18 protein-coding genes are annotated in these 19,018 nt (G+C 66.3%); 11 read left to right on the forward strand and 7 right to left on the reverse strand.

Annotation, left to right across the window (positions count from 1 at the left end; all coding sequences use genetic code 11):
- Window positions 1-4: 4 nt before the first annotated feature.
- The 3 genes from scpA to Q0743_RS11750 are packed head-to-tail and all read left to right on the forward strand — an operon-like array spanning window position 5 to window position 3,297.
- On the forward strand, window positions 5-2,161 hold the full coding sequence (gene scpA / locus Q0743_RS11740; protein WP_298241730.1) for a methylmalonyl-CoA mutase: 2,157 nt from the start codon (window positions 5-7) through the stop codon (window positions 2,159-2,161).
- A 37-nt stretch (window positions 2,162-2,198) separates the two neighbouring features.
- Window positions 2,199-2,495, forward strand: coding sequence for a nucleotidyltransferase domain-containing protein (locus Q0743_RS11745; protein WP_298241678.1), 297 nt, complete (start codon window positions 2,199-2,201; stop codon window positions 2,493-2,495).
- Window positions 2,496-2,526: 31 nt separating this feature from the next.
- Window positions 2,527-3,297 carry an RsiV family protein gene (locus Q0743_RS11750; RefSeq protein ID WP_298241731.1) on the forward strand — a complete coding sequence of 257 codons (771 nt, stop codon included), beginning with the start codon at window positions 2,527-2,529 and terminating at the stop codon, window positions 3,295-3,297.
- Between the two features lie 7 nt (window positions 3,298-3,304).
- Here Q0743_RS11750 and Q0743_RS11755 read toward each other — a convergent pair whose 3' ends face one another.
- Entirely contained in the window at window positions 3,305-3,967 is a 663-nt protein-coding gene (locus tag Q0743_RS11755; protein WP_298241679.1) for an SRPBCC family protein, read from the reverse strand.
- A 22-nt stretch (window positions 3,968-3,989) separates the two neighbouring features.
- On the opposite strand from Q0743_RS11755, the gene Q0743_RS11760 reads away from it, so the two are divergent.
- From Q0743_RS11760 to Q0743_RS11785, 6 genes are all read left to right on the forward strand, one after another.
- The gene (locus Q0743_RS11760; RefSeq protein ID WP_298241680.1) at window positions 3,990-4,982 is read left to right on the forward strand and encodes a tripartite tricarboxylate transporter substrate binding protein; all 993 of its coding nucleotides are present in this window, start codon (window positions 3,990-3,992) and stop codon (window positions 4,980-4,982) included.
- A gap of 262 nt (window positions 4,983-5,244) precedes the next feature.
- The gene (locus Q0743_RS11765) at window positions 5,245-5,736 is read left to right on the forward strand and encodes a tripartite tricarboxylate transporter TctB family protein (protein WP_298241681.1); all 492 of its coding nucleotides are present in this window, start codon (window positions 5,245-5,247) and stop codon (window positions 5,734-5,736) included.
- 4 nt (window positions 5,737-5,740) lie between these two features.
- Window positions 5,741-7,252 carry a tripartite tricarboxylate transporter permease gene (locus Q0743_RS11770; RefSeq protein WP_298241682.1) on the forward strand — a complete coding sequence of 504 codons (1,512 nt, stop codon included), beginning with the start codon at window positions 5,741-5,743 and terminating at the stop codon, window positions 7,250-7,252.
- Between the two features lie 52 nt (window positions 7,253-7,304).
- A complete protein-coding gene (gene meaB / locus Q0743_RS11775; RefSeq protein WP_298241683.1) occupies window positions 7,305-8,294 on the forward strand; it encodes a methylmalonyl Co-A mutase-associated GTPase MeaB in 990 nt (329 codons plus the stop codon).
- Window positions 8,291-8,947 (forward strand): pyroglutamyl-peptidase I, encoded by a 657-nt coding sequence (locus tag Q0743_RS11780; RefSeq protein WP_298241684.1) that lies wholly within the window; start codon window positions 8,291-8,293, stop codon window positions 8,945-8,947. The genes meaB and Q0743_RS11780 overlap by 4 nt, the downstream gene beginning before the upstream one ends.
- Window positions 8,948-9,144: 197 nt before the next feature.
- Window positions 9,145-10,515 carry a TIGR03808 family TAT-translocated repetitive protein gene (locus tag Q0743_RS11785; RefSeq protein ID WP_298241685.1) on the forward strand — a complete coding sequence of 457 codons (1,371 nt, stop codon included), beginning with the start codon at window positions 9,145-9,147 and terminating at the stop codon, window positions 10,513-10,515.
- Window positions 10,516-10,545: 30 nt separating this feature from the next.
- Here the strand turns inward: Q0743_RS11785 and Q0743_RS11790 are convergent, their stop codons facing one another.
- From Q0743_RS11790 to Q0743_RS11805, 4 genes are all read right to left on the reverse strand, one after another.
- The gene (locus tag Q0743_RS11790) at window positions 10,546-11,301 is read right to left on the reverse strand and encodes a TIGR03809 family protein (RefSeq protein WP_298241686.1); all 756 of its coding nucleotides are present in this window, start codon (window positions 11,299-11,301) and stop codon (window positions 10,546-10,548) included.
- A 570-nt stretch (window positions 11,302-11,871) separates the two neighbouring features.
- A complete protein-coding gene (locus Q0743_RS11795; RefSeq protein ID WP_298241687.1) occupies window positions 11,872-13,596 on the reverse strand; it encodes a S8 family serine peptidase in 1,725 nt (574 codons plus the stop codon).
- A 16-nt stretch (window positions 13,597-13,612) separates the two neighbouring features.
- Window positions 13,613-14,308: a hypothetical protein gene (locus Q0743_RS11800; RefSeq protein ID WP_298241688.1), complete on the reverse strand. Its 696-nt coding sequence runs from the start codon at window positions 14,306-14,308 to the stop codon at window positions 13,613-13,615.
- Window positions 14,305-14,874, reverse strand: a complete 570-nt coding sequence (locus Q0743_RS11805; protein ID WP_298241689.1) for a sigma-70 family RNA polymerase sigma factor — start codon at window positions 14,872-14,874, stop codon at window positions 14,305-14,307. The genes Q0743_RS11800 and Q0743_RS11805 overlap by 4 nt, the downstream gene beginning before the upstream one ends.
- Before the next feature lie 438 nt (window positions 14,875-15,312).
- On the opposite strand from Q0743_RS11805, the gene Q0743_RS11810 reads away from it, so the two are divergent.
- Both Q0743_RS11810 and Q0743_RS11815 read left to right on the forward strand, forming a co-directional pair.
- On the forward strand, window positions 15,313-16,470 hold the full coding sequence (locus Q0743_RS11810; protein ID WP_298241690.1) for a GGDEF domain-containing protein: 1,158 nt from the start codon (window positions 15,313-15,315) through the stop codon (window positions 16,468-16,470).
- 63 nt (window positions 16,471-16,533) lie between these two features.
- Window positions 16,534-17,637, forward strand: coding sequence for a DUF2336 domain-containing protein (locus tag Q0743_RS11815; RefSeq protein ID WP_298241691.1), 1,104 nt, complete (start codon window positions 16,534-16,536; stop codon window positions 17,635-17,637).
- A gap of 11 nt (window positions 17,638-17,648) precedes the next feature.
- On the opposite strand, the gene Q0743_RS11820 is transcribed toward Q0743_RS11815, so the two are convergent.
- Window positions 17,649-18,287: a DUF1109 domain-containing protein gene (locus Q0743_RS11820; RefSeq protein WP_298241692.1), complete on the reverse strand. Its 639-nt coding sequence runs from the start codon at window positions 18,285-18,287 to the stop codon at window positions 17,649-17,651.
- A gap of 2 nt (window positions 18,288-18,289) precedes the next feature.
- Window positions 18,290-18,835, reverse strand: a complete 546-nt coding sequence (locus Q0743_RS11825; protein ID WP_298241693.1) for a sigma-70 family RNA polymerase sigma factor — start codon at window positions 18,833-18,835, stop codon at window positions 18,290-18,292.
- Between the last annotated feature and the right edge of the window lie 183 nt (window positions 18,836-19,018).

The following is a 19,018-nucleotide window of genomic DNA, read 5'->3' on the forward strand; positions in this document are numbered from 1 at the left end:
AGCCATGAGCCGCATTCCGAACTTTGCAGACGTCGCCTTCGCGCGAGCAACCACCGCCGCACCGTCAGGCAGCGCCGAGCCCTGGCTGACGCCCGAGGGCATTCTCGTAAAGCCGGCCTATGGCGAGGCTGATCTGGCCGGGCTCGATTTCCTCGAGACCTATCCGGGCATCGCGCCCTATCTGCGTGGCCCCTACCCGACCATGTATGTCAACCAGCCCTGGACCGTCCGGCAATATGCCGGCTTCTCCACGGCGGAGGATTCCAACGCGTTCTATCGCCGCAACCTGGCTGCCGGACAGAAGGGCCTCTCGGTCGCCTTCGACCTTGCCACCCATCGCGGCTACGACAGCGACCATCCGCGGGTCGGCGGCGACGTCGGCATGGCCGGTGTTGCCATCGATTCCATCTACGATATGCGCACGCTGTTCGCGGGGATTCCGCTCGACCAGATGAGCGTGTCCATGACCATGAACGGCGCGGTGCTGCCGATCCTCGCGCTCTATGTCGCCGCGGCCGAAGAACAGGGCGTACCGCCGGAGAAGCTGTCGGGCACCATTCAGAACGACATTCTGAAAGAGTTCATGGTGCGCAACACCTACATCTATCCGCCCGCGCCCTCGATGCGGATCATCTCGGACATCTTCGCCTACACTTCGCAAAAGATGCCGAAATACAATTCGATCTCGATCTCCGGCTATCACATGCAGGAGGCCGGCGCGACGCAGGACCTCGAGCTCGCCTATACGCTCGCCGACGGCGTCGAATATTTGCGTGCCGGCCTTGCCGCCGGCCTCGACGTCGATCGCTTCGCGCCGCGGCTGTCGTTCTTCTGGGCAATCGGCATGAACTTCTTCATGGAAGTCGCCAAGCTGCGCGCCGCGCGCCTGCTCTGGGCGAAGCTCCTGAAGCCGTTCAACCCGAAAGACCCGCGCTCGCTCTCGCTGCGCACGCATAGCCAGACCTCGGGCTGGTCGCTGACCGCGCAGGACGTCTTCAACAACGTGATGCGCACCACGGTCGAGGCGATGGCGGCGACGCAAGGCCACACCCAGTCGCTGCACACCAACGCGCTCGACGAGGCGCTGGCGCTGCCGACCGACTTCTCGGCGCGCATCGCCCGCAACACCCAGCTGTTCCTGCAGCAGGAGAGCGGCACCACGCGCATCATCGATCCCTGGGGCGGCTCGTATTATGTCGAACGGCTGACGCGTGACCTCGCGGCCAAGGCCTGGGGCCACATCCAGGAGGTCGAGGAGCTCGGCGGCATGGCAAAAGCCATCGAGGCCGGCGTGCCCAAGCTGCGCATCGAGGAGGCCTCGGCCAAGACGCAAGCGCGCATCGATGCCGGCAAGCAGGCCGTGATCGGCGTCAACAAGTACAAGCCGACCGACGAGGTGCCCATCGACATCCTCAAGGTCGACAACACCAATGTCCGCCGCCTGCAGATCGACAAGCTGACGCGGCTGAAGTGCGAGCGCAACCAGAAGGACGTCGATGCCGCGCTCGCGGCGATCACGCGTTCGGCCGGCGAAGGCAATGGCAATCTGCTCGCGCTCGCCATCGATGCGGCGCGCGCCAAGGCGACCGTCGGCGAGATCTCCGACGCCATGGAGAAGGTGTTCGGCCGGCACCGCGCCGAGATCAAGTCCATCACCGGCGTTTACAAGCGGGAGGCGTCCAGCATGGGCAACCAGGTCGAGAAGGTTCAGGCGCTGATCGACGCCTTCGAGGAGGCGGAGGGCCGCCGCCCGCGCATCCTGGTCGCCAAGATCGGCCAGGACGGCCACGACCGCGGCCAGAAGGTGATTGCGTCCGCCTTCGCCGACATCGGCTTCGACGTCGACATCGGACCGCTGTTCGCGACCGCGGACGAAGCGGCGCGGCAGGCGGTCGAGAACGACGTGCACATCCTCGGCGTCTCCTCGCTTGCCGCCGCCCACCTCACTGCCGTGCCGGAGCTGAAGGCCGCGCTGAAGAAGCAGGGTCGCGACGACATCATGATCATCGTCGGCGGCGTCGTCCCGCCGCAGGATTACGACGCGCTCTACGCTTCGGGCGCCGAAGCGATCTTCCCGCCGGGCACCGTGATCGCGGACGCGGCCGAGGAGCTGATCCGCAAGCTGAACACCCGGCTCGGACATAGCGAGGCGGCGGAGTAGATGATACACTGGCCGCGCAACCGGCCAGATTGCGTCCATGACACGTGACGAGATCATCGCGGCGATCCGCAAGAACGAAGATGCCATCAAAGGCAAGGGCGTGTCGAAGCTCGCCATCCTCGGCTCGCGAGCCGGTGAAGACTATCGCGCCGACAGCGATATCGACATCCTGGTCGAGGTCGAACCGGACACCACCTTCTCGCTACTCAACCTGATCGATGTCGAACACATCATCGAGGACGCGACCGGCCTGCAGGCGCAGGCAACCGTTCGCCGCTCGATGGACCCCCGCTTTGCGCCGCACAGCGCAGATGACATTGTCGAAATATTCTGACGCTCACGCAGGAGCACCATCCTTGAAATTCATGACCCGTTTGAGCGTCGCCCTGGCGCTGAGCGCAACATGCGCATTTTCCGCCCACGCCGCCGACCCCAAGCCCGACGCCGTCGTCAAGACCAAGAGCATCGAGGCGCGCGTGTTCCTCGACGACAGGATCAAGGCGGACGCGGCGCTGGCGGCCGATTGCCTCGCGGAGGGCAAGAAATGGCTCGACAAGAATGCGGCGGAGGCTGCCGCCGCGCGCAAGGCCGATCCGCAGTTTTTCAAGGACGGCGGCTGGGAGTTCGAGCGCAAATACGAAATCCGCGCCGTCGTTGCCGACCGCTATGTCAGCGTCCTCCGCAACGACTACATGAACACCCGGGGCGCGCATCCCAATTCAGACGTCAACACGATCCTGTGGGACAAGGCCGACAACAAGCGCATCTCGATCCGCCCGTTCTTCACCGAGACCGCCGACAACGGCGTGACCATGAAGGCGATGGTGAAGGCCATCATCGCCTCGCTCAAGGCGGAGAAGAAGAAGCGCGACGCCAGCGAGACCGCAACCGAGGAATGGTTCAAGAGCGTCGCGCCGAGCCTGCTCAAGGTCGGCGCGGTGACGCTGGCGCCGTCAACCGAAGCCGGCAAGAGCTCCGGCCTCACCTTCCACTATCCGCCCTACGCCGTCGGCCCCTATGCCGAGGGCGAGTATGTCGCCTTCGTGCCGTGGGAGACGCTGAAGCCTTATCTCACTGCGGAAGGCGCCCGCATCTTCGGCGGCGCGCGGCCGAAGGGCGACGCGGAGCAGCCGTGAACGATCGCTAGCCGGATCGCGCCAACGTTCGCGCCAGTGAATCCGTCCAGTCCGGAATCCAGGACGCAAACAGGGCTTGCCAGCGATCGGCGTCTGCAGGTTCGGTCTCGAGGGCGACCGACCATTCGATCAGGGTGCGGTCGCCTTCAACGATCGGGCGCAGATGCATGGTGCCTTGATAGCGCGTCGGCGCCGGCGTCCGGCTTCCGTCGTCTTGCGGATACGGCAGCGCTTCGAGACCGGCATAGGTCAGGGTGTGCTGCCCGTCCGAGTGATCGACCAGGCGCTGGCGGATCCAGTTTCCGAGATAGCAGAAGCGTCTGATGGCGCCGACTTCATCGCCGCGCCTGTCGTCTTCGATCACGCTCTCGCTCACGCCATCGATATAGGCGGGATAGTTGTTGAAATCGCGGATCAGCGACCAGACTTCGTCCATGGGGCGATCCAGCACGGCGCTGTAATAGGCTTGGGTCATCGATGGCTTGCCTTTGGCTTTCGTTACGCGTGCAGGTTGGCGAAGCGCGCGGGCAAAACCCACCCGGTTTCCGACTGCCCGTCTGATGGGCATGCAGTTTTCACACAACATGTCGATCTCCTTGGTAGCGCTACCTTGCGGCGGCGCTGCAAAGCCGACTAGAATGTCGCCATTGACAAGAGCGCCCGACGTCACGGGCGCCGCTGGGAGGCATTCAATGTCCAAAATTTCGCGCCGCACCTTTGCGGCTTCAACCGCCGCTGTTGCGGCATCCGCCGCATTCGGCTTCAAGCCCGCACTCGCTCAGGCCTATCCGGCCCGGCCGGTCACCGTGATCGTGCCCTGGGGCGCAGGCGGCGGAACCGACGCGACCGCGCGCATTGTCGCGGCGCTGCTGGAAAAGGACCTCGGCCAGCCCTTCAACGTGGTCAACCGCACCGGCGGCTCCGGCGTGGTCGGCCATAGCGCGATCGCGACCGCGCAGCCCGACGGCTACACCATCGGCATGCTCACCGTCGAAATCTCGATGATGCATTGGCAGGGACTCACCGAGCTGACGCCGAAGAGCTATACGCCGCTGGCCCTGATGAACGAGGATCCCCCGGGCATCCAGGTCTCCTCCTCCTCGCCCTACAAGACGGTCAAGGAGCTCGCAGAAGCGATCAAGGCGGCGCCTCCCGGCAAGTTCAAGGCGTCGGGCACCGGTCAGGGCGGCATCTGGCATCTGGCTCTGGTCGGCTGGATGCAGGCGATGGGCCTGCCCGCCAACCAGGTCGCCTGGGTGCCGTCGAACGGCGCCGCGCCCGCGATGCAGGATCTCGCCGCCGGCGGCCTCGACCTCACGACGTGCTCGGTGCCGGAGGCGCGCGCGATCATCGAGGCAGGCAAGGCCAAGAGCCTCGCCATCATGGCGCCCGCGCGCAATCCGGTCTTCAAGGACGTGCCGACGCTGAAGGAAGCGATGGGCATCGACTACGCGACCGGCGCCTGGCGCGGCATCGGCGCGCCGAAGGGCCTGCCGCCGGAGATCGCAACCAAGCTCACCGCGGCGCTGAAGAAGGTCTACGACTCCGCCGAGTTCAAGGACTTCATGAGCAACCGCGGCTTCGGCACCGTCTGGGGCGATGCCGGCCAGTTCGCCGGCTTCATGGACAAGGGCGACGCCCAGATGGGCGGGGCGATGAAGGCGGCCGGCCTGAGCAAGGCGTGACGTCCCTGCTCTGGCTGAGATGATGCCGGTCGCAGCTCCGAGCTCTCCTTCACCTCTCCGCGCCTGCGGGGAGAGGTCGAATTCGAGCAAAGCTCGAATTCGGGTGAGGGAGACTCTCCGCGAATCCAACCATCTCCGTCCCCGCGGAGACTCCCCCTCACCAAAGCCGATGCTACGCATCGACGTTCTTTAACCACGGCGGCCAAGGCCGCCTATACCCTCTCCCCGCAGGCGGGGAGAGGGAGAAGGCTAGGACCCTCCCATGCGTCTTCCCGACTCCGTCACGGGATCATTTCTCGTCGTGCTCGGTGCTGCGGCCGCCTATGGCGGCTGGCTGCTGCCGCCGGTGCCGGGCCAGCCGGTCGGCCCCAACGTGTTTCCGCTGGTGATCGGCACGGGGCTTGCGCTGTGCGGGCTCGCGATCGTGTTCGGGATCGGACACTCCTTCGAGGAGGAGGAAGAGCTGATCCCGCTGGAGGACGGCCAGGCCGCAGCCCCGCCGCCGCAAGGAAAGCTCTACGGTCTGCGCGCGCTGCTGCCGCCGGCGCTGTTGCTGTTCTACGTGCTTGCGGCCGACCGGCTCGGCTTCATCATCACCGCAGCGATCATGGTCTACGTCACCTCGACCGCGCTCGGCGCCAAGTGGAAGCTGGCGCTGCCGCTCGCGGCGCTCTCGCCCTTCGCCATTCACCTCATCTTCGGCAAGCTGCTGCGCGTGCCGTTGCCTGCCGGCCTGCTGCCGACGCCCTGGTAATCCCATGCTCAAAACCTTGCTTGACGCGTTCGCGCTGATCTCCACCTGGGAGGTCATCGTCGCGATGTTCGCAGCCTCCGTGTACGGCCTCGTGATCGGCTCACTGCCGGGCCTGTCGGCGACGATGGCGACCGCCCTGCTCGTCCCCGTCACCTTCTATCTGTCGCCGATCGCGGCGATCGCGACCATCGTCGCGGCGTCCTCGATGGCGATCTTCTCGGGCGACATCCCCGGCGCGCTGCTGCGCATTCCCGGCACGCCCGCCTCCGCGGCGTATGCGGATGAAGCCTACGCCATGACGCGCAAGGGCCAGGCCGAGCTGGCGCTGGGTGCCGGCGTCTGGTTCTCCGCCGTTGGCGGCATTGCCGGCGTGCTGTCGCTGATGATCCTGGCGCCGCCGCTCGCCGAGATCGCGCTGTCGTTCTCGACCTTCGAATATTTCTGGCTGGCGCTGCTCGGCCTGATGTGCGCCACCCTGGTCGCGCGCTCCTCGCCGGTGAAGGCGATCGCCGGCATGTTCATCGGCCTGCTGGTGTCCTGCGTCGGCATCGAGAATCCCGGCGGCGTGCCGCGCTTCACCTTCGGCCTCACCGATCTCTTCGGCGGCATCGAGCCGATCCCGGCGCTGGTCGGCGTCTTCGCGGTCGCGCAGGTGATGCGCGCGATGCTGACGCCCGAGCCGCCGCCGCTGCCGCGGCGCAAGTTCGGAAGCATCATGGCTGGCCAGTGGAAGCTGACCAAGATGTATCACTGGCAGATGACGCGCGGAAATATCGTCGGCATCATCATCGGGGTGCTGCCGGGCGCAGGTGCCGACATGGCCGCCTGGGTGTCCTACGCGATGTCGAAGCGCTTCTCCAAGGAGCCGGAAAAGTTCGGCACCGGGCATGTCGAGGGCCTGGTCGAGGCGGGCGCCAGCAACAATGCCAGCATCGCCTCGGGCTGGGTGCCCTCGCTGCTGTTCGGCATCCCCGGCGACACCATCGCCGCGATCGCGATCGGCGTGCTCTACATGAAGGGCCTCAATCCCGGCCCGACGCTGTTCACCGAGAAGGCGTCGAGCATGTACGCGATCTACCTGATGTTCATCATCGCGAACATCCTGATGATCCCGCTCGGCATCGCCATGATCCGGATCGCCGCCTACATCCTGCTGGCGCCGCGCTCGGCCATCATGCCGATCATCATGCTGTGCTGCGCGGTCGGCTCGTTCGCGATCGGCAACAACATGTTCGGCGTCGTCACCGTCGCCGCCTTCGGCGTGATCGGCTACGTGATGGAGGCGAACGGCTATCCCGTCGCCGCCATGGTACTCGGCATCGTCATGGGCACCATGGTCGAGCAGGCCTTCGTCACCTCGCTGATCAAGTCGGACGGCAGTATCCTGCCGTTCTTCGAGCGCCCGGTCGCCGCCATCCTCGCCGCCATGGCGATCGGCGCGCTGCTGTGGCCGGTGATGGTGTGGGTCTGGCGCAAGGTGAAACCGCCGCAAGCTGCGGCGGCCACGAGCCGGTGATATCGGGCGGGCAGCTCTCGCATGCTCCGGCTCGGCGTTGTAAAGCAGGGGCATGACTGAGAAGAAGGCCCCGCTGGACATCAAGACCCTCGCCCGTGACTTGCGCGCCGGCAGCCGCGCAGCACTTGCCCGCGCCATCACGCTGGTGGAGAGCCGCCGCGCCGACCACCAGGCGCTGGCGCGCGAGCTGGTGCAGACGCTGCTGCCCGACACTGGCAAGGCGTTCCGCGTCGGCATCACCGGCTCGCCCGGGGTCGGCAAGTCCACCACCATCGACGCGCTCGGGACCTACCTCATCGAGCAAGGCCATAAGATCGCGGTGCTCGCGGTCGATCCGTCCTCGGCGCGCAGCGGTGGCTCGATCCTCGGCGACAAGACGCGGATGGCCCGGTTGTCAGCCTCGAACGACGCTTTCATCCGCCCCTCGCCGTCCTCGGGCACGCTCGGCGGCGTCGCGGCCAAGACGCGCGAGGCGATGCTGCTGTGTGAGGCCGCCGGCTTCGGCGTCGTGCTGGTCGAGACCGTCGGCATCGGTCAGTCCGAGACCGCGGTCTGCGACATGACCGATTTCTTTCTTGCCCTGATGCTGCCGGGCGGCGGCGACGAATTGCAGGGCATCAAGAAGGGGCTCGTCGAACTCGCCGACATGATCGCGATCAACAAGGCGGATGGCGACAACCTCAAGCGCGCCAAGATCACGGCGGCCGACTATCGCGGCGCGCTGCACATTTTGGCGCCCCGATCCGAGCATTGGCATCCGCCGGTCGAGACCTATTCGGCGCTGGCCGGCACCGGCATCGCCGAGCTCTGGCAGAAGGTCCTCGACCATCGCAAGGCCATGAACGCATCCGGCGAGTTCGCGGCGCGGCGGCGCGAACAGCAGGTGAAGTGGATGTGGTCGATGCTGGAGCAGCGCATGCTGGCGCGGCTCCGTAGCGAGGCATCGGTGCGCACGAAGGTCCGGAAGATCGAAGCCGAAGTGGCTGACGGTCATCTCACGCCGGCGCTCGCCGCCGAGCAGATCCTGGAGTTGCTGCAATGAGCAAGAAGCTCCGCATCCTCCTCACCGGCTTCGGCTCCTTCCCCGGCGCGCCCTATAATCCGACCCAGCCGCTGGTGGCGCGGCTGACGCAATTGCGGCGGCCAGCGCTCGATGACGTCGAGCTGTCCAGCCACATCTTTCCGGTCACCTATGCCGCGGTCGACCGGCAATTGCCTGACGTGCTCAAGAAGGTGAAGCCGGACGCAGTGCTGATGTTCGGCCTCGCCGCACGCACGCCTTACCTGCGCATCGAGACCCGCGCCCGCAACGCCGTCACCATGCTCTGGCCCGACGCCGCCAACACCCGCTCCAGCAAGCGCGGCATCGCAGGCCATGCCGACGCCATGACATTCGGCCCGCACACGGCAAGGCTGCTGCGCGCCGCCCGCCTCACGGGCATCGACGCGCGCGCCTCGCGCGATGCCGGCGCTTATCTGTGCAACTACTTAAGCTGGCGCGCGATCGAGAACGTGCGGTCCGGCGGGCCGCAGCTTGCGGCGTTCATCCATATTCCCCTGCTGGCACGCAGCGGCGCCGTGCGCCGCAAGGGCGCGCCCCGGATCACGCTGGAAGAACTGGTGGATGCGGGGGAAGCGATGCTGATGGAGATGGTGGGGTTGGCAAGAAAGCGGCGGAACACACAGGTTTCGTAGGGTGGACAAAGGCGCCCTTGCGCCGTGCCCACCATCTCGTTCCGATTTGCGATAACGTGGGCACGCTAGCGCTTTGCCCACCCTACGGCACCTCCGCTGGGGTAAACATTTAACCCTACCGCGAACAATCCCCGCACCCTCGCCTGCCCTGCGCTACCTAGTCCTCGCGGACCCCCGCGTCCGCCGGAGGACGCGTCATGGACCTCAATCGCCGCCATCTCATCGGAGCTTCCACCGCTGGCATCGCCGGCGCGCTTGCCATGCCGGCTGACGCTGCGCGCGGGGCGCCGCTGACGTCGCTGCTCGGCCGCGATGCCACGCAATTTGGCGTGCGACCCGGCAGCAGCGAGGACCAGACCCGCGCGCTGCAACGTGCGATCGACGAGGCCGCGCGAATGCAGATGCCGCTGGCGTTGCCGCCCGGCGTCTACCGCAGCGGATTGCTGCGGCTGCCGAACGGTGCGCAACTGATCGGCGTCCGCGGCGCGACCAAATTCATCTTCACCGGCGGCGCCTCGGCGATCCAGAGCGATGCTGCGGACTCCATCGGACTTTCCGGCATCACCTTCGACGGCGGCAGCATTCCATTGGCCGCGCGGCGCGGGCTGATCCATGTCCTCGGCGGGCGCGACGTCCGCATCACCGATTGCGAGATCGCGAACTCCGGCGGCAGCGGCATCTGGCTCGAACAGGTCTCGGGCGACATCTCCGGCAACATCTTCACGGACATCGCCGCGACGGCGGTAGTCTCGTTCGACGCCAAAGGCCTCAGCGTCTGCCGCAACACGATTCTCGGCACCAACGACAATGGCATCGAGATCCTGCGCACGGCGATCGGTGACGACGGCACGCTGGTCGCCGACAACCGCATCGAGAACATCAAGGCCGGTCCCGGCGGCTCCGGCCAGTACGGCAACGCCATCAACGCCTTCCGCGCCGGCAATGTGATCGTGCGCGGCAACCGCATCCGGAACTGCGATTACTCCGCGGTACGCGGCAACTCCGCCTCGAACATCCAGATATCGGGCAACAGCGTCAGCGACGTGCGCGAGGTCGCGCTCTATTCGGAGTTCTCGTTCGAGGCCGCGGTGATCGCCAACAACACGGTCGACGGCGCCGCGGTCGGCGTCTCCGTCTGCAATTTCAACGAAGGCGGACGTATTGCGGTCGTTCAAGGCAATATCATCCGCAATCTGATCCCGAAGCGCCCCATAGGCACCGCGCCCGACGACGATGCCGGCGTCGGCATCTATATCGAGGCCGACACGTCAGTGACCGGCAATGTGATCGAGAACGCGCCTTCCTACGGCATCGTCGCCGGCTGGGGCAAATACCTGCGCGACGTCGCCATCACCGGCAACGTGATCCGCAAGGCGCTGGCCGGCGTCGGCGTCTCCGTCGTGCCGGGCGCCGGTATCGCGCTGGTCAACAACAACATGATCTCGGAAACCCCGCGCGGCGCCGTCGTCGGGCTCGATCACGCCCGTGCCGTGACCCCAGACCTGTCGGCCGATGGCGCGCAACGATTTGCCCAGGTGGTGCTCGGCGGGAATGCGGTGCGGCGCTAAGGTCCGCCCCTCGCCTCTGTCTGCCCGACGCTAGAACGCGTTCCTCAGCAGCGGGTACTTGGCTTCGAGGCCGTCGAGGCTGAAGGTGAATTCGACGACGCGCTCGGGGGCAGCGACGATCTCCTCGGCCGGCGGGGCGAACTGCGGCAGGAGCGCCGCCATCACGGCAGGCGCGGCCTTCGGCGGCGTAGCGGCAGCCACCGCGGCGGGCGGCCTCACTTCCGGCCCGGTGAATGGCGCCAGTGCGCTAGGCGCCAGCGGCGGCCTCACAACGGGTGCAATGAACGGCGCCCGCGCGGCGGGAGCCTTCAGCGGCGGCATCTCGGCGGGCGCGATGAAAGACGCGATTGCCGCAGGCGCCGGTACGGCGAGCGGCGCGATCGGGGCTTCGGTGACCTCGGCGAGAACGTCCGGCATCGGATCGAGACTGACCGGGACGGCGGTCTCGGGGGCGATGTGGACGGCCTTTGGCTGCAGTGTCTTGGGCTGCAGAGTCTTGGGCTGCAGGGTCTGCGCCTGCGGCTCACGCGGAAACACGCGGGGCATGGTCGCCGGCGACCAGCCGAAGGCGGGCGTCACGCTTGCAGCCGCCTCGGCAACGTCAGCGCCGGTTGCGAGCGCGCGCCAGGTCTGGACGGCGCGCTTGGCTTCCTGGATGTTTTCGAGGAACGCGATCTCGGAATGATAACGGCGCCAGCGACCCGTCTCGAACATTTCGGAGAGATGCTGCAGCCGCTGCTCGGCAAGGGCGCACCAGCGCGCCGCAACGTCGCGACCAACAGCCACGGCACGAACGGACGTGCAGTCAGATTCTTGGCGAAGTGTCATAAACCAGCCCGTCAGGAGAAAACACGGACGCGGGGGACGCAACGCACACGAATCAATTTAGACGCGACATGAATATTTTGTGGAAAAGTTTTGACTTGTCCAGCAACGACACGGCGCGCGTCGTCAAACACCGTAGTCGTGCGGAGATTTGCTGTGTTTTCGAGTCAAGCTTCGCACAAGCATAGCGGACGTGCCGCGTGTTGCCCGAGCGACGGTCGTCGACGCCGGCGCGACCTTTCAACCGAAAGCTGAGCGCATGCGAAGTTTCAAAGAATCCGGCGCGGTTTCTCCCCGCGAGTCGGAATCCACTTCGCTCGAAAACGCGCTGAAAAGAAAAGACCCGTCCGGGGGGACAACCGGACGGGTCGAGCCATATGGGCGCTTGGGGTGGATGGGCGCTCGCGCCTGATATGACTGATGGGGAGGGATGACCGCTCCCACATAATTTGGTCGTGGCAGCCAGCTGAACGTTCAACGCGGGGGGCGCTTTTTTGACCTGCGATCCCGCGCGCATCCTCGGCGCAGCGGCTATCGCGCCGCCGGCCTATCCGCCTGAGAAATCGTGGATTTATCGTCCGCGCTCGACAGCGAGGGTTGTTCGATCGCGCGGCTATTGGGCTCATCGCGACGCCTCGCGGCATCTTCACGTTTTGTTGTACCGGACGCAGCCGCAACCGGCGTCGCGCTGTCGGCGGGAATAGCCATGACCGCGGCAAACGCATCGGTCTGGCCGTCGCCGAAGAGCTCGTCGCGGCCGGGCGAGCCGAGGTCGCGCGCGGTCTTCGTCAGCGTCATGCGCAGCGCTTCCGGCTTCAAGGCGTAGTTGCGCTCGAGCAGCAACGCCGCGATGCCGGAGACATAGGCGGCTGAGAACGAGGTTCCCGACGTCATCTGGTACTTGCCGTCAGGCGCCGGCAGGAAGATGTCGACGCCAGGTGCGGCGACGGCGATGTAATTGCCGCGGTTGGACGCGCTGAACAACCGGTCCTGCTGGTCGGTCGCGCTGACCGCGATCACGTTCGGATTGGCGGCCGGGTAGAGCGGCGGCGATTTCGCGCCGGCATTGCCGGCCGCGGCAATCAGCACGAGGCCGCGCGCGGCGGTCGCCGCGATGGCGCGCTCGATCACGGCGTCCTTGGGACCGGCAAAGCTCATATTGACGATCTGCGCGCCGTGCTCGGCGGCATAATTCAGCGCGCGCAGGATGATGTAGGACGAGCTCTCGGCGCCGCCATTGGCGCCGCCGAAGGCACGGATCGCGATGATGCGGGCCTCGGGCGCACTGCCCATCAGCCGGGAATGCGCCACGATCGCACCGGCGATGCCGGTGCCGTGGACGTGCGGTCCCTCGGCGCTGCCGAGCGCATCGAAATTGTCGGAGACCGAATTGGCAAGCTCGGGATGTCCGGCGTCGATGCCGGAGTCGATCACGGCCACCGTGACGTTGGCGCCGTGCGCCAGCGTATGGGCCTGCGGCAGGCGAAGCTTGGCCAGCGCGTATTGCGCGGGATCGCCCTCGCTCAAGGTCGTCGATTTCTGGTCCTGGAGCAGGTAGCGGAAGTTCGGCTGGACCGCGCGCACGCTGCCGTCGGCCGCGAATTCCCGCCGCACCGTCTCGGTCGGGCGGCCGTCGGTGATCCGGAACAGGCCGAACGTGGCACCGATCAGCGGGAAGTTTTCCGAGGAAATGCGCGTCAGGCCGTGCCGGCGCGCCAGATCGTCGGCCTCGGCCGGCGACAGTGCACCGTCGATCTCGGCGACGAATTCATGGGCGAAGCTGGTCGAAATCATCGCGGCCGGCGTATTGCTGCCGCGCCCCTTGCCGGCGCTCTTCTTGCCGGATTTTCCGGTGCCCTCGCCGCCGGCATTCGGCTGCGCAAGGCATTCGCCATCGGCAGCGCGATAGGGCGCGGTGCAGGCCGGATACAGGTTCGGCGAGTAGCGCGCATAGGGCAGTACCGTGGTCGGCCGGATGCGCGAGGTCGTGGTATGGGGGATGGCCGCGATGGTGCGCGGGCCGCGGTCGACACTGACCCCGCGCGCGGCGAGGTTGGGACTGACGCGCGGGGTGATGTTCGACGAGATGGTCGGCGTTCGCGAGGGCAAGCTGATCGTGGGCGTGCGCATGATCGCCTGCGCCTGCGCGATCTCGACGCCGAGACAGGCGGCGATCAGAAGCGCGGCGCCGACCGATGAAGCGTGGGCCCCGGCGCGCAACCTGCTCTTGCACCCGCTCTTGGACTTGCCCGTCATCGGCTCAGCGGCGCGCCTACGGCGCCGCGACGGCGAGGTTGACGAACTTCTCGCGCTGCATCCTGCCAAGCAGCGAGGCAAGCTCGTCCTGGCTCAAGGCCCTGTCGAACTGGAGGCGGAACATACCGCCCTTGGCATCTCCGATGATCGAAGCCTGATAGCTGTCGAGCAGCGCAGTGATGTCGGCGACGCGCGCCTCGGGCGTGAAACGCACCAGTGCGCGCGCCGGTGCGGCGGATGACCCGAGCTCGCGCGTGATCGGCGCGCTGGTCGAGAGCGAGGCGGTCTGGAAGGTCGCGGGCTGCTTCTTCATCAGCACGGCGCCGATGATACCGGCCTGCAGCACCAGCGCGACCGCGCCAAGGCTGGCCGACCAGGCCAGCGTGCGCGGCGACAGGCTCGCGAAGAAGGTCGCGATGCGCGCCGACAGCGGCAGCGAACCGCTCGCCCGCGCCGGCTCGGCGTCGATCGCGGCGAACAGCTTCTGCATCGCGCGCGCCGACGGAGCCCCGAGGCTCTCGTTCAGATGGATGGTCTCTTCGTACTCGCCGCGGATCGCGGCATATTGCCTGGCAAGCTCGGGATCGCGCGCCAGCGCTTCCTCGACCCGGCGCGCATCGCGCGCGTTCAGGGTGCCGGCGGCGTGCCACGGCAGCAGGAGTTCAATTTCACTGGGCTCTTGCTCCAGCATCTTCTTGCTCAAAGCCATCATGGCCAGCCTCGCTCAACGCCGGCTGCCTTCAGCAGTTCGGCCAATTTCTTGCGCGCATAAAACAAGCGCGTCTTCACAGTGTTCTCCGGGATGCCGACGATTTCAGCCACCTCTTCCACGGACTTCTCGTGGTAGTAGACGAGATCGACGATTTCCCGGTGGTCCGGCGAGAGTCCCGTCAGACACTCCCGCAACGCTTCACTGGTATCCTTCTTCTGCACCACCGTTTCCGGATCGTCGGACGTATCCTCGATCGCGTTGGCGGCTTCTTCGTCCAGTTCAAAATCCTTCCTGCGCCGGAGCGCAGACAGGGCCTTGAACCGGGTGATTGCCAGCAGCCAGGTGGAAACAGCGGATCGGCCCTCGAACTTGCCGGCTTGACGCCAGACGTCCAGAAACACCTCGCTGATGAGGTCCTCCGCCGCCTGCTCGTCCCGCACGAGCCTCAGCCCGAAACGATACACCCTGACATGGTGCCGCCCGTACAGCACCTGCATGGCGAGCCGGTCACCTTGAGCGATCCTGGCGATGAGGACCTCGTCCGAAGCCGCCTGTGTCACGCTCAATGCCCGTCTCGCAAAGTTGGTCGGGTCGGCGCGGCGGACGGTTCGACAGGGGGTGCAAAATTGTTCAGCCTACCGCAGTCATACGGGCCTCTGTGTGATCCACCCCACATACGCGCGCTTTTGTTGTCGCACTCGCGGCGGTCGGCCGCCATCATCCAGATCGGTAACATAATACTGCGATACTTCCCTGCGGAATGCCTGTCCGGCACAGGCGGCCCGGCCTCGTCCGGTTCCATAGCAGCCCTGCACGACATATGTCTCGCCAAGCCCGCATTAGGCTCGATCGCATCGCAAACTGATGCCCGGTCGCCGGCAAATTTCTTCCGCCGGCCCATTACCTTGTTCCGCGCTGCACGGTTCGGATTCGATTTCAAAGGATACCAAACCTAAAGGCTTGCCACGTAGATTTTTCCGCTGACATCCACCATTGGCGGGACCATGAGCACGGCCGCGACGTCCTTTCCCGAGAGGAATGCCGCTGAGGTCGCGGATCTCGTCCTCACGCCCGAGGCGGCGGCCCCCCAGGTCCTGGCGCGCCGGGCCCGGCAGCGCCGCCAGATGTATATCGGCCAGGTCGCGAGCTATTCGCTGGGCGCCTCCGTCCTGCTGCTCTACGCCTATGGCGGCGTGGTCTCCATGGCCGTTCCATCGCTGTTCTGGCTTGGCGGGCTCCTGATCATCGGCACGTTTACCGTGCTGTCGGAAGCCGGCTTCGGTGACCGCTTTGAAGATCATTATCTCACCGTTTTCCAGATCTCGGCGCATATGGCGCTGCAACTGGTGTTCCTGCTCGCCGTGCCGACGGTCGGGGTCGCGTTCATCGCCGTGCTGTTCCTGATCTTCGCGTTCGGCACGCTGCGGATGACCTCGAGCCAGGCGGTGGTCACCTGGGGCCTTGCCACCTGCGGGCTCGCCATCGTCTTCCTGGGCTCGGACCTGCCAATCGGACTGCCGGTCAGGACCCGCCTGGAGCGAACCGCCTCGATGCTGTGCTTCGTGCTGGTGATCGGCCAGTGCGCCTTCCTCGGCCTGTTCGGCGCCACCCTGCGCAAGATCCTGTACCGGCGCAGCATCGAGCTGAAGGCCGCCTATCAGCGCATCGAGGAACTGGCCGAGCTCGACGAGCTCACCGGCTCCTACAACCGCCGCTGCATCATGCGCCTTCTCGACGTCGAGATCGAAAAATCGCGGCAGACGTTGACGCCGATCGCGATCGCACTGATCGATCTCGACTGGTTCAAGCGCATCAACGACGCCCACGGCCATCCCGTCGGCGACGAGGTGCTGCGCACCTTCGCGATCACGATTTTCGCCAACATCCGCCCGGCCGACAGCTTCGGCCGCTACGGCGGCGAGGAATTCCTGCTGCTGCTGCCGGACACGTCGGGCGATGCCGCGCAGCGCATGCTCGAACGCCTGCGCAGCATCGTCGCCGATCTCGACTGGAGCGCCTTCTCGCTCAGCATGCGCGTGACCATTTCCGCGGGCGTCGTGACGCTGCGCGAGACTGATACTGCCGACACGTTTCTCGCGCGCGCCGACCGCGCGCTCTATTCCGCCAAGGCGCAAGGGCGCAACCGTATTGCAACGAGCTGACCAATCCATTTTTCCCCGGTGCGACGAAAGCCGACGCCGGACCGAACGCTCCAGGACAGGGCAATGAGATCCAAATCCGCAAAATCATCCGAGAATCTGCTCGAGGAATTGCAGGCTGCGCTGTCGCACGGCACCGTCGCGCGCCGGGTCGAGACGCTGCGCCGTGTCACCGATCTCTTCGTGGGCAATGCGGTGGACTATTCCGACGACCATATCCGCGTGTTCGACGACGTGTTCCAGTGCCTGATCGAGCAGATCGAGGTTTCGGCCAGGGCGCTGCTCGCCGACCGCCTCGCACCGATCGCGGCAGCGCCGCCGAACATCATCCGCACGCTCGCGCTCGACGAGGTCATCGAGGTCTCCGGCCCCGTGCTGTCGAAATCGGAACGGCTGGACGAGACGACCTTGATCGAGATCGCGCGCACGAGGGGCCAGGCGCATCTCAAGGCGATCTCGCTGCGGCGGACGCTGTCGGAAGCACTGACCGACGTGCTGGTCAGCCGCGGCAATGAGGATGTGGTGCAATCGACCGTCGGCAATCCGGGCGCGCGGCTCTCCGAGGGAAGCCTGTCCGACCTCGTCACCCGCGCCGAACGCGACGACGACCTCGCCGCCTGCATCGGCCTGCGCAAGGACCTGCCGCGTCATCACTATTTGAAGCTGGTCGCGAAAGCCTCCCTGAGCGTGCGCAGGAAGCTCGAGGCGGCGCATCCGGATCTCGCGGACGAGGTGTCGAGCGTGGTCCAGGAAGTGGCCCAGCGGGTGCGCGCCGCCGCCATGTCGAAGCAGACCGAAATGGCGCGGGCGCTGGTGAAGTCGCTGCACCAGGACGGCCGTCTCACCGAATTCCAGGTCACCACCTTTGCCGAGCAGGGCAAGTTCGACGAAACCAATGCGGGGCTCGCCGCGCTCGCCGGCGTTGCCGTCGAGACCGCCGAGACCATGATGATCGAAAGCCGCACCGAGGGCGTCATGATCCTCGCCAAGGTCGCGGGCATGTCCTGGCCGAGCGTACGCGCCATCATCGCCATGCGCGAGAAGCTCTCGGGCGGCTCGCAGACCGACATGCTGACGCTGCGCGACACTTACGAGGCGCTGCGCTCATCGACCGCGCAGCAGGTGCTGCGCTTCCACCGCATGCAGCAGACCACCACGCCGGCGGCGTGAGGCCGCAGAGTCTAGTATCTCAGGACCTTCGAGCCCACCAACGCGCCGACCGCCGCGACGAGCGCCGCCGCCAGCGTGTACCAGGTCGCGACGAACAGAGGCGAATCGTCGGTGCAGTGCGAGGCATAGAGCGTCGCGGCAAGGCCGGCCGACACCAGGCCCGCGAGCGCACCGGCCAGCGCGGGGTGCGCGGGCGCGCCATGGCGCAGGCCGAAAAGCGCGCCTGCGAGCAGCGGCAGCGACATCACAGGGATCGCGATCAGGCACACCCTGGAATTCTTGCCCACCAGCCGCATCGTCATCGGCATGGCCGGCGCCATCATCGCCTCGCTCCCGATCGCAACCGCAAGCAGCCCGACGGGGAGCAGCAGCAGCCAGCCCCAGCCGCGCATCAAGGCTTCGGGACGTGACAGATGCAGGCTGACGATGATCGCGGGGATCGCGAGCGACAGCGTGACCGCGAACTTCATGTCGAAGAACGGGTTGCGCATGGCCGTCATCACGTCGGGCCGCACGCCGAGAAAGGTCGCGAAAATCAGGATCGACAAGGGCGCGGCGACCAGCAGCGCCATGGTCAGCATGGCGCCGACGCGCGGCGCGCGGTGGGCGTTGTCGGCGGCGAGCGAGCGGATGAGTTGATCGGTATCCATGACTAGTGGTCCCGCAGTTTGGCCGTCAGGGCGGCAAGTCCGCGATGCAGTGCGACCCGCACCGCGCCTTCGCTCATCGAAAACTTCGCCGCCGTGTCCTTGATCGAGGCGCTCTCGACCGCGATCGACTGCAGCACGTCGCGCTGGCGCTGCGGCAGCGTGCCCAGTTGCGCCGCGACCTCTCCCGCCGAAGCGGTTTCCTGCGGCGCTTCGCCCGGCAGCGTCTCGGCGAAATCGTCGATATTGACGAAGACCCGCCTGCCGCGCCGCCTGAGCGCATCGATCAGCTTGTTGCGGGCGATCGCGAACAGCCAGGGCGCGAAGGGGGCTTCGCTGTCCCAAGTGTGCCGCTTCAGGTGCACCGCCAACAAAATCTCCTGCACGATATCCTCGGCCTGATCAGGGGGTTGCCCGGCCCGCGCCAGGCCGCGCCTCGCCGCGGCGCGCAGCACCGGCGTGACCGCCTTCAACAGGCGATGATATGCCGCATCATCGCCTGCCATGGCCGACCGCATCAGGCCGGTCCATTCGTCCTCACGTCCGCGCACGCGCGCCCCTCACCATGCAATTCGGCCGTTCGGTCAATTTGTTACGCGGATCGGGACGAGATCACAAATTCGTGATCAACGCCGGACCTCGCGACCGTTAGGCCGTCACTCTCCGCGACGGCTCATAACACCGATCGGCTCGTCCCGCATCCGGCGGCCGGCGGTCCGGGATCGGTTTGCCCC

Origin of the sequence: uncultured Bradyrhizobium sp. (assembly GCF_936943645.1) — a bacterium.
Taxonomy (GTDB): Bacteria; Pseudomonadota; Alphaproteobacteria; order Rhizobiales; family Xanthobacteraceae; genus Bradyrhizobium.

What these genes read in the sequence shown, in the direction of transcription:
- scpA (WP_298241730.1), top strand. Translation starts at nt 5, where the DNA reads ATGAGCCGCATTCCGAACTTTGCAGACGTCGCCTTCGCGCGAGCAACC.
- Q0743_RS11745 (WP_298241678.1), top strand. Translation starts at nt 2,199, where the DNA reads ATGACACGTGACGAGATCATCGCGGCGATCCGCAAGAACGAAGATGCC.
- Q0743_RS11750 (WP_298241731.1), top strand. Translation starts at nt 2,527, where the DNA reads ATGACCCGTTTGAGCGTCGCCCTGGCGCTGAGCGCAACATGCGCATTT.
- Q0743_RS11760 (WP_298241680.1), top strand. Translation starts at nt 3,990, where the DNA reads ATGTCCAAAATTTCGCGCCGCACCTTTGCGGCTTCAACCGCCGCTGTT.
- Q0743_RS11765 (WP_298241681.1), top strand. Translation starts at nt 5,245, where the DNA reads ATGCGTCTTCCCGACTCCGTCACGGGATCATTTCTCGTCGTGCTCGGT.
- Q0743_RS11770 (WP_298241682.1), top strand. Translation starts at nt 5,741, where the DNA reads ATGCTCAAAACCTTGCTTGACGCGTTCGCGCTGATCTCCACCTGGGAG.
- meaB (WP_298241683.1), top strand. Translation starts at nt 7,305, where the DNA reads ATGACTGAGAAGAAGGCCCCGCTGGACATCAAGACCCTCGCCCGTGAC.
- Q0743_RS11780 (WP_298241684.1), top strand. Translation starts at nt 8,291, where the DNA reads ATGAGCAAGAAGCTCCGCATCCTCCTCACCGGCTTCGGCTCCTTCCCC.
- Q0743_RS11785 (WP_298241685.1), top strand. Translation starts at nt 9,145, where the DNA reads ATGGACCTCAATCGCCGCCATCTCATCGGAGCTTCCACCGCTGGCATC.
- Q0743_RS11795 (WP_298241687.1), bottom strand. Translation starts at nt 13,596, where the DNA reads ATGACGGGCAAGTCCAAGAGCGGGTGCAAGAGCAGGTTGCGCGCCGGG.
- Q0743_RS11800 (WP_298241688.1), bottom strand. Translation starts at nt 14,308, where the DNA reads ATGATGGCTTTGAGCAAGAAGATGCTGGAGCAAGAGCCCAGTGAAATT.
- Q0743_RS11810 (WP_298241690.1), top strand. Translation starts at nt 15,313, where the DNA reads ATGAGCACGGCCGCGACGTCCTTTCCCGAGAGGAATGCCGCTGAGGTC.
- Q0743_RS11815 (WP_298241691.1), top strand. Translation starts at nt 16,534, where the DNA reads ATGAGATCCAAATCCGCAAAATCATCCGAGAATCTGCTCGAGGAATTG.
- Q0743_RS11820 (WP_298241692.1), bottom strand. Translation starts at nt 18,287, where the DNA reads ATGGATACCGATCAACTCATCCGCTCGCTCGCCGCCGACAACGCCCAC.